The sequence below is a fragment of the Protofrankia sp. Cas8 genome, from assembly GCF_963555845.1.
Taxonomy (GTDB): domain Bacteria; phylum Actinomycetota; class Actinomycetes; order Frankiales; family Frankiaceae; genus Protofrankia.
Map to the genome: position 1 here is coordinate 49,284 of NZ_CAUVXI010000009.1, position 8,229 is coordinate 57,512.

6 protein-coding genes are annotated in these 8,229 nt (G+C 67.3%); 2 read left to right on the forward strand and 4 right to left on the reverse strand.

Features of this window, described 5'->3' with window-relative positions:
- Nucleotides 1–1,300: Si-specific NAD(P)(+) transhydrogenase (gene sthA, locus U9977_RS03275; RefSeq protein ID WP_322747654.1), on the reverse strand; the 1,300-nt coding region annotated here is incomplete at its 3' end.
- 436 nt (nt 1,301–1,736) lie between these two features.
- Nucleotides 1,737–3,128, reverse strand: a complete 1,392-nt coding sequence (locus U9977_RS03280; RefSeq protein ID WP_322747655.1) for a class II fumarate hydratase — start codon at nt 3,126–3,128, stop codon at nt 1,737–1,739.
- A 1,430-nt stretch (nt 3,129–4,558) separates the two neighbouring features.
- Here U9977_RS03280 and U9977_RS03285 point away from each other — a divergent pair.
- On the forward strand, nt 4,559–5,386 hold the full coding sequence (locus U9977_RS03285) for a glycoside hydrolase family 16 protein (protein ID WP_322747656.1): 828 nt from the start codon (nt 4,559–4,561) through the stop codon (nt 5,384–5,386).
- Here U9977_RS03285 and U9977_RS03290 read toward each other — a convergent pair.
- Both U9977_RS03290 and glpX read right to left on the reverse strand, forming a co-directional pair.
- Nucleotides 5,376–6,062 carry a sterol desaturase family protein gene (locus U9977_RS03290; RefSeq protein WP_322747657.1) on the reverse strand — a complete coding sequence of 229 codons (687 nt, stop codon included), beginning with the start codon at nt 6,060–6,062 and terminating at the stop codon, nt 5,376–5,378. The genes U9977_RS03285 and U9977_RS03290 overlap by 11 nt on opposite strands.
- A 110-nt stretch (nt 6,063–6,172) precedes the next feature.
- Nucleotides 6,173–7,195 carry a class II fructose-bisphosphatase gene (gene glpX, locus U9977_RS03295; RefSeq protein WP_322747658.1) on the reverse strand — a complete coding sequence of 341 codons (1,023 nt, stop codon included), beginning with the start codon at nt 7,193–7,195 and terminating at the stop codon, nt 6,173–6,175.
- A 442-nt stretch (nt 7,196–7,637) separates the two neighbouring features.
- Between glpX and U9977_RS03300 the strand changes: the two genes are divergently transcribed.
- On the forward strand, nt 7,638–8,195 hold the full coding sequence (locus U9977_RS03300) for a DUF4245 domain-containing protein (RefSeq protein WP_322747659.1): 558 nt from the start codon (nt 7,638–7,640) through the stop codon (nt 8,193–8,195).
- The last annotated feature ends 34 nt before the right edge of the window (nt 8,196–8,229 follow it).

The following is an 8,229-nucleotide window of genomic DNA, read 5'->3' on the forward strand; positions in this document are numbered from 1 at the left end:
CGATCGTGCCGTCACAGCCCATCACGGTCTGGCCGATGTGGACGAGCTCGGTGGCACCGGTGCCGAAGACGTGTACGCCGAGCAGTTTGCGGTCGATTGAGCTGACCAGGAGTTTCAGCATGCCGTAGGAATCTCCGACGATCTGGCCTCGGGCCAGCTCCCGGTAGCGGGCAATCCCCACCTCGAACGGCACGGCCCGTTCGGTGAGCTCGTCCTCGGTGCTGCCGACATAGGAGATCTCGGGGATGGTGTAGACACCGATGGGCATCAGGTCGTGCCGCATCACATGAACGTCCTCGCCGCAGGCCGAGTAGGCGGCGAGCCGGCCCTGCTCCATGGATGTCGCGGCCAGGGCGGGGAAGCCGATGACATCCCCGACTGCGTAGATGTGAGCCATCTCGGTCCGGAAATCCGAACCCACCTTGATCCGACCGCGGTTGTCGGCGCTCAGACCCGCGTTGGCGAGGTTCAGCGCCGTGGTGAGCCCCTGGCGACCGGCCGAGTACATGACGGTGTCCGCGGGCAGCCTCTTGCCGCTCTCCAGCAACGTCAACGTCCCGCCGTTGTGGCGTCCCACCGACACCACCGACTCGCGGAATCTGAATGTTACGGCAAGGTCTCGCAGATGATATTTAAGAGCTTCGACTACCTCGACGTCGCAGAAGTCGAGCATCCGGTCCCTGCGTTCGACCACCGTCACCTTCGTACCGAGCGCCGCGAACATGGATGCGTACTCGATACCGATCACACCGGCACCGACCACAACCATGGAGCCGGGAATCTTGTCGAGGGCCAGGATCTGGTCACTGTCGACCACGGTGCGGCCGTCGAAGTCGACCGTGTCCGGCCGGGCCGGCCGCGTTCCGGTCGCAATGATGATCTTTTCCGCGTGGACCCGCCGCTCGTCGACCTCGTCGGTACCCTTGATGCTGATTGTGTGCGCGTCGATGAAGCTCGCCGTACCGATGAGCAGGGTGACCCGGTTGCGGCTGAGCTGGCTGCGAATGACGTCGATCTCACGTCCGATGACATGCTGCGTGCGTGAGGACAGGTCGCCGACCGTAATGTCGTCCTTGAGTCGGTAACTCTGCCCGTACATCTCCCGCTGAGTCATGCCGGTGAGGTAGAGCACAGCCTCGCGCAGCGTTTTCGACGGGATTGTGCCGGTATTGATACAGACTCCGCCGACCATGTCACGACGATCGACGATCGCCACCCGACGGCCCAGCTTAGCGGCGGCGATAGCCGCTTTCTGCCCACCCGGACCCGACCCGATGACGAGGAGGTCGTAATCGTACATCGTCACCTCCTCACGTAAAAGCCCCACGATCGATTACTGTGAGGCTATCCGGCCGGGAGGCCCGCGACACCTCAATCGCCAGGTTGTTACTTCTTCTTCGCGAGGGTCCTTCGCACCGGCGGGCAGCACAGCCCGTTTCGGGTGATGACATGGACGCGCTCGGTGTTCACGGGTCGGGGCGGGGGGATCCGTCCGGCGCAGCCGAAAAAATCTTCCGACTGCCCGTAACCTCCGCCGGATCGTGTCGTTGAACCGGGTGCGGGGGTCGTGGGGGCTTGCTGGGGGGTCTTCCACGGCCCCCGCCGTTCGCCGGCCACGAACGGTCCGGCGCCTTCCCAGCCGCTGTGATCGCACCGGTGCGGGGTCCGAGCGGGCGCTGACCCGGAGGAAATGTTTCGGACCGGAAATCGGCGAGGGTATATCTGCCTTGGGGTTTCTACGGGTGAGTCATTGACAGGACGTCCAGCGCGGCGTCCAACTGCTCTTCGGTGAGTGTGCCGGCGGCCACATAGCCGCGTTCGAGGACAACCTCCCGGATCGTCTTCTCCTCAGCCAGGGACTGCTTGGCCACCTTGGCGGCCTCTTCGTATCCGATATAGCGGTTGAGCGGCGTCACGATGGCCGGAGAGGACTCGGCAAACCGCCGGCAGCGCTCGACGTCCGCCACGATGCCGTCCACGCAACGGTCCGCAAACAGTCGACTGATGGTGGACAGGATATGGATCGACTCAAGCAGGTTCCGCGCGATTACAGGCAACATCACGTTCAGTTCGAAGTTGCCCGCGGAGCCACCGAACGCAACGGCCGCGTCGTTACCGACGACCTGCGCGACAACCTGGCACACGGCCTCGGGGATGACCGGGTTCACCTTTCCGGGCATGATCGAGGATCCTGGCTGGAGGTCGGGCAGGCGGATCTCCCCGAGTCCCGCGCGCGGACCCGACGACGCCCACCGCAGGTCGTTGGCAACTTTGTAGAGGGACAGTGCGATCACCCGCAGCACACCGGACGCCTCGACCAGAGCGTCCCGGGACGCCTGGGCCTCGAAGTGGTTGCGTGCCTCCGACAGTGGCAGGCCGGTGGACGCGACCAGCTGCTCGATGACCGCCGCGGCAAAGCCCGGCGGGGTGTTGATGCCGGTGCCCACAGCGGTGCCACCCAGCGGCAGCTCACCGATCCGCGGCAGTGCGCCGTGCAGGCGCTCCACGCCGTAGCGGACCGCGGCCGCGTATCCGCCGAACTCCTGCCCGAGGGTCACCGGCGTTGCATCCATCAGGTGCGTGCGCCCGGACTTCACGACCTCGGCGAACTCGACGCTCTTGCGCTCCAACGACGTGGCCAGATGGGCAAGCGCGGGGATGAGGTCGTGGACGATCGCCTGCGTCGCGGCGACATGGATCGAGGAGGGGAACACGTCATTGGACGACTGCGAGGCGTTGACGTGGTCGTTGGGGTGCACCGGCCGGCCGAGCCGCTCGGTGGCGAGCGTCGCCAGCACCTCGTTGGTGTTCATGTTGGACGACGTCCCACTGCCGGTCTGGAATACGTCGATCGGGAAGTGCTCGTCGCAGCGCCCGTCGATGACCTCCACGGCGGCCGCGCAGATCGCAGCGGCGATCTCCGGGTCCAGGACTGCGAGCGTGGCGTTGACGGTCGCCGCGGCTGCCTTGATCTGGGCGAGCGCGGCGATGTGGGCCCGGGAGATCCGCTGGCCCGACACGGGGAAGTTCTCGACCGCACGCTGCGTCTGCGCCCGCCACCTGGCTGTGGCCGGCACCCGCACCTCGCCCATTGAGTCGTGCTCGATGCGGTAGTCCTGCTCGCTCATGTGCTCCCGCTCCCACCGGTCGTTACCCGTTCGACGGCTACCTTCCGTCCTGGAGGTTAGGGCCTGGCCGAGCCACGTGATCGAAGATCCGCCGGACAGATCGGAGCCGCCATCCGCCGCGTGGGCACGGAGTGGGCCGGGAGTGTGCCGGGCGCGCCGGTCGGGCCACTGACGGAGGCGTCGGCGGGTAGATGGTATTGATCATGATGAGATCGATCACAATTGCTCAGGCCGACCGGGCTGGTGACCCGATGTGTCGTTCATGAATCATCGACCGGACACATGTAGGCCAAATTATTTATCCGTTCGCACTGTTCGGCTGGCTGGTCAAAACGGCGCGATCACGCCTTTTCGGGTGGGGTGGACACTGGAACAACTGTCCGGCAGTTGTCGTTCCCGGCGTCGCACAGATCTCCCCGGGTTCGGCATCGTCTGGTGCTATCGTTGGCATCGATGCGGTGAATGGTAACGCGGTAAATGATAACGCGGAGAATGGTAACGCGGGGAACAGCTTCGCGGTAACGACTGGGTCGGCCGCCTGGACAGGTGAGATGGCGGCGGTCATGCGTTCCAGTCTCCGTTGTTTGCTGGCGTGCCTCGCGGCTCTGGCCGTAGTGTCGGCCACCAGTGCGTGTGGGCATGGGGATTCGGCTGTACCGGGCGGTAGTTCGGTCACCGTCCCGGGCACGTTGGATGCTTCGGTCGCGATGGTGTCGGCTGCCGCCGGGCCGCCCCTCGCCAGAGCGCTGGGTCTTGCCGGGCGCAGGGCGATCGCGTCCGTGTCCCCGACCAGCGGCTCCTCGACCGGCGACCCCGCGACCGGCGACCCCGCGACCAGCGGTTCCCCGACTGGCGGTCCTGCGACCAGCGATCCCGGCGCCGACGCAACCACCATTCCCACCCGGAACCCGGACCAGTCGCTGAAAGGTCAGCAGCGCGACGCACCCGTCCGTACCACCGGCCCCGGTAGGTAGTCCGGACAAAGCACGACGGGAAACCCCGGAGACGATTACAAGAACCGGTTCTGTGCATCCATGTGCACCCATGTGCATCCATGTGCATCGAGGTGCTATCGAGGTGCATCGAGGTGCATCGAGGAAATAGCCTGACTGACGAGGTCGGTGTGCACAATGGCCCGCGGAATGCTGCGACCGGCCAGCCGGTCAGAGCTCGTTTCACCCGGCGGCATACGGTCGGGGCGCAGGAATACGGTCACGGCTGAATGGTGTCCATCCTCAGCGGGGTTCGTCCGCAGAACGGGTGTCTTCGGTGCTATGTGGGTGCTCTCCGGTGACCGGCAATTCGCGTCACGCAACGTAAGCGTTTCGCGTCCGACTGATTACTTTCCGTGTTAGGTTCGCTGGCAACAGGAAAGCCGGCTGCGCGGGTCAGTGGGGGCCTGACCCGCCCGGATGTTGGGTTGCCCTCAGATGCGTACCAGGCCCCGCGTTGTCCTGCCGCTGCTCGCGGCTTGTGTTGTGGCGTTCAGTGCTGCCACGGCGTGCACGGACCCCGCCGTGCTCGGCGGCGGGCCGGCGCGTATCGCCGACCCGCGATCGGCCTCGGCGGTCGCGGCCTGGGGCGCCCCGCTGTTCGTCGAACAGTTCGACGGCAAGGGTGTCGACCTTCGAAACTGGTGGGTCTATGACAGCCCGAACGCGGCTGCCTTCCCGCGGTCGGCGGCCCGGGCCACGGTCGCGGCTGGCACGCTGCGTCTTACCGGCGGCTTCGACGCCGCCGGGCGGGATCTGTCCGGTGGGATCGCCAGCAAGACCGACCTGCGGTATGGGCGCTGGGAGGTCCGCGTCCGGGTTGAGCGTGGGGATGGCTACTCGGGGGTGGTGCTGCTGTGGCCGGCGTCCGGCCACTGGCCCACCGACGGTGAGATCGACCTGCTAGAAGCGATCAACGGAAACCGCCAGGGTGCGTCGAGCTTCGTCCACAACGGATCGAACAATCATGTGGAGTGGCACTACCTGCCCGGCGACTACTCCCAGTGGCACACGATCGCGGTCGAGTGGCTGCCCCGATCGATCACGTTCTATCTCAACGGTGTGCCGGAATGGACGGTGAGCGCGCCGAGCACCGCGGGTGCGTTCAACCCGATCCCGTCGACGTCTGCGATGCATCTGGCCCTGCAGCTGGACAAGGGCTGTACCTCCGCGATCCCGTGCCGGACCAGCCAGACACCCGCGACAGTCACCATGTACGTCGACCAGGTGCGGATATGGGCGGCTCCGCGACAACTCACCGGGTAGGTGCGCGCGTTGCCGTCGGTGAGATCGCAACCGCGTCACGTGGCGGGTTGGTTCCCAGAACGATGTCGCCGATATTCGATGTGACTCCGAGCCAGTAGCGCTCGTTACGGAAGTGGTGCAGACGGTGGTTGCGCCAGTGCCGTCGGTACATTTTGCTTCGAGGCTGGTAGCTGCTGTGGATGAGGAAGTGGGTCCAGTCGTAGGCGAGTAGGCCCGCCGCCGTGCACAGCGCCGCGGTCGCCGCCCCAGGTGATCCGAAAACGGCTGTGGCAAGGGCGATCGTGCCGCCGCCAAGCACCTCCTGCGGACGTACGAACATCGTGTCCAGGCTCGTCGGGTCACGGTGGTGCTGCTCGTGCCCCCGGCCGGCGGTCCGGTAGAAGGCACGGCCGATCGGGCTGGTCGGCTGGGCATGCAGGATCTCCCGGTGGACCGCCCATTCGACGAACGGCTGCATGGCCACCATCGACGCGGCGACCAGGACATCGGCCCGCCCGAAGCGTCCACGGGCGAGCCGCACGGTCGCCAGGCTCCCGACGGTGCCCAGCAGCACCGGTGGCCGGGGATGACGCAGAAAGCACCGGGCGGCGTCGGGCAGTGTGGTGACCTGGGTGGCGCGTCCGTGCGGACCGGGTCTGTCCAGCCGAGCGGCGGTCGCGACGACGACGCGCGTCACCCAGGCGCCCGCCCGGAGCGGCAACACCGCCGTCGGCCAGCTCGCCGTCGGCTCACCTGGTGCCGGCGGTTTGCCCGGAGCCGTTGGGCTGCTCAGGGTCCTTGCCCTGATCAGAACGGCACCGTTGAGTAGGCCTGGAGCTTGGTCAACTGGTGCTGGCTGTCCACCCGGCGGACCGTCCCACTGCGCGATCGCATGACCAGGGATGACGTGTTCGCCCCACCGGGCCGGTAGCGGACCCCGGCCAGCAACTCGCCGTCGGTAATGCCGGTGGCGACGAAGAAGACGTTGTCGCTGTTCACGAGCTCGCGCGTGGTCAGAACGCGCGTGGGGTCGTGGCCGGCGTCGAAGACCCTTTTCTGCTCGTCGGGATCCCGCGGCCAGAGCCGTCCCTGGATGACACCGCCGATACAGGCCACCGCGCACGCGGCGATGATTCCTTCAGGGGTGCCGCCGATGCCCAGCAGCAGGTCGGCGCCGGTGTCGGCGGACGCGGCCATGACCGCGCCGGCCACATCCCCGTCGGAGATGAGCTTCACCCGGGCACCGGCCGCACGGATCTGTTCGACCAGGTTGACGTGGCGCGGACGCTCCAGGACGACGACGGTCACATCCCGTGGATGCACGCCCTTGGCCTTGGCGACGGCGCGGATGTTGTCCTCGACGGGCGCTGTGATGTCCACCACGGCGGCGGCCTCAGGTCCGGTGACCAGCTTCTCCATGTAGAAGCAGGCGCTCGCGTCGTACATGGACCCGCGTTCGGACACGGCCATCACCGCGATCGCGTTGTTCATGCCCTTGGCGGTGAGCGTGGTGCCGTCCACCGGGTCGACCGCGACGTCGCATTCGGGACCCTCGCCCGACCCGACCTCCTCACCGTTGAAGAGCATCGGGGCTTCGTCCTTCTCGCCCTCACCGATGACGACGATCCCGCGCATCGACACCGTGCCGACGAGCCGCCGCATGGCGTCGACGGCGGCCTGGTCCGCGCCGTTCTTGTCGCCGCGCCCGACCCATCGGGCGGCGGCGAGCGCAGCCGCCTCGGTCACCCGGACGAGCTCGAGAGCGAGGTTGCGATCGGGCGCTTGCCCCTGGACCGCGAGAGGATCAGGAAGGTTGCTGTCTGCTGCCACGCATCCGAGCGTAATTGCACCCGCGTCCGTGCGCCCACCGGCGGTGTGACGGCCGATCTCAGCGCCCGGCCGGTCGGGGGCGTACCACTGCGAGGCCGCCTGGCCTGTGGTTGATCCATCGGGTGTCGGATGTCTGACACCACGGTTGCCGGTGCCGACGCAACGCCAGCCGTCGGTTGTGCGTCGAACTGCACAGAGAACGAAGGTGGCACCAGAGAACGAAGGTGCCACGCAGGAGGAGGGCGTCCGGCACGCGGAGGGGGCGTGCCGGACGCTCGTCCATTGTTTATCGCCAGTCGGCCTTTGCGCGTGTGGCTGGGCCGCACGGCGTCCTGTTAATTGGCCCACTCCACTCCACTCCACTCCACCCCAGCCCCGCCCCTGGCCCTTGGGTCGGCTGCCCCGTCGGGTCCGGCTCGGGACGGGACGTCAGGATGGACGGGTGGCACGACGACGCGGTCAGGAAACGATCCGGGACATGGTGCTGTCCCTCGGTGTTGTGATGCTTGGGGTGGCGCTGTTCACCCTGTTCATGCCAAGGGGTGGCTCGGACCCGGTGAGCGCGGTGGACACGGCCGCCCCGCTGGCCGCGTTCGCGCGTTCGGCACCGTTTGACGTCGCCGAACCGGCGGGTCTGCCCAGCTACTGGAAGGCCACGTCGATCCGGACGCAGCCGCCACCCGGTGCGTCCCGCGCGAACGTGGTCGAGCTGCGCATCGGCTACGTGGTCGACCGTCCGGGCAACCGTACGTACGCCCAGCTCAACCAGGGCAATGCGGCCGACGCGGTAGTGCGGGTCCTGGGCGACCGGCCGGTGACGGGGACCGCACGGTTGGCGGGGGAGTCCTGGCAGGAAAGGCGGGACGATGCCGGCCACCTCGCGTTCACCCGCCAGGTCGGCGATGTCGTACTGATCGTCTCTGACGGCGGCGGCGAGGGCGGTGCGTCCGCCGCCGACCTGGGGACCCTGGCCGCCTCCCTGCGTCCGCACACCGCCTGACAAAGGCGCGTGACAGGGCGCGTGACACGGCGCG

What these genes read in the sequence shown, in the direction of transcription:
- U9977_RS03285 (WP_322747656.1), top strand. Translation starts at nt 4,559, where the DNA reads ATGCGTACCAGGCCCCGCGTTGTCCTGCCGCTGCTCGCGGCTTGTGTT.
- U9977_RS03280 (WP_322747655.1), bottom strand. Translation starts at nt 3,128, where the DNA reads ATGAGCGAGCAGGACTACCGCATCGAGCACGACTCAATGGGCGAGGTG.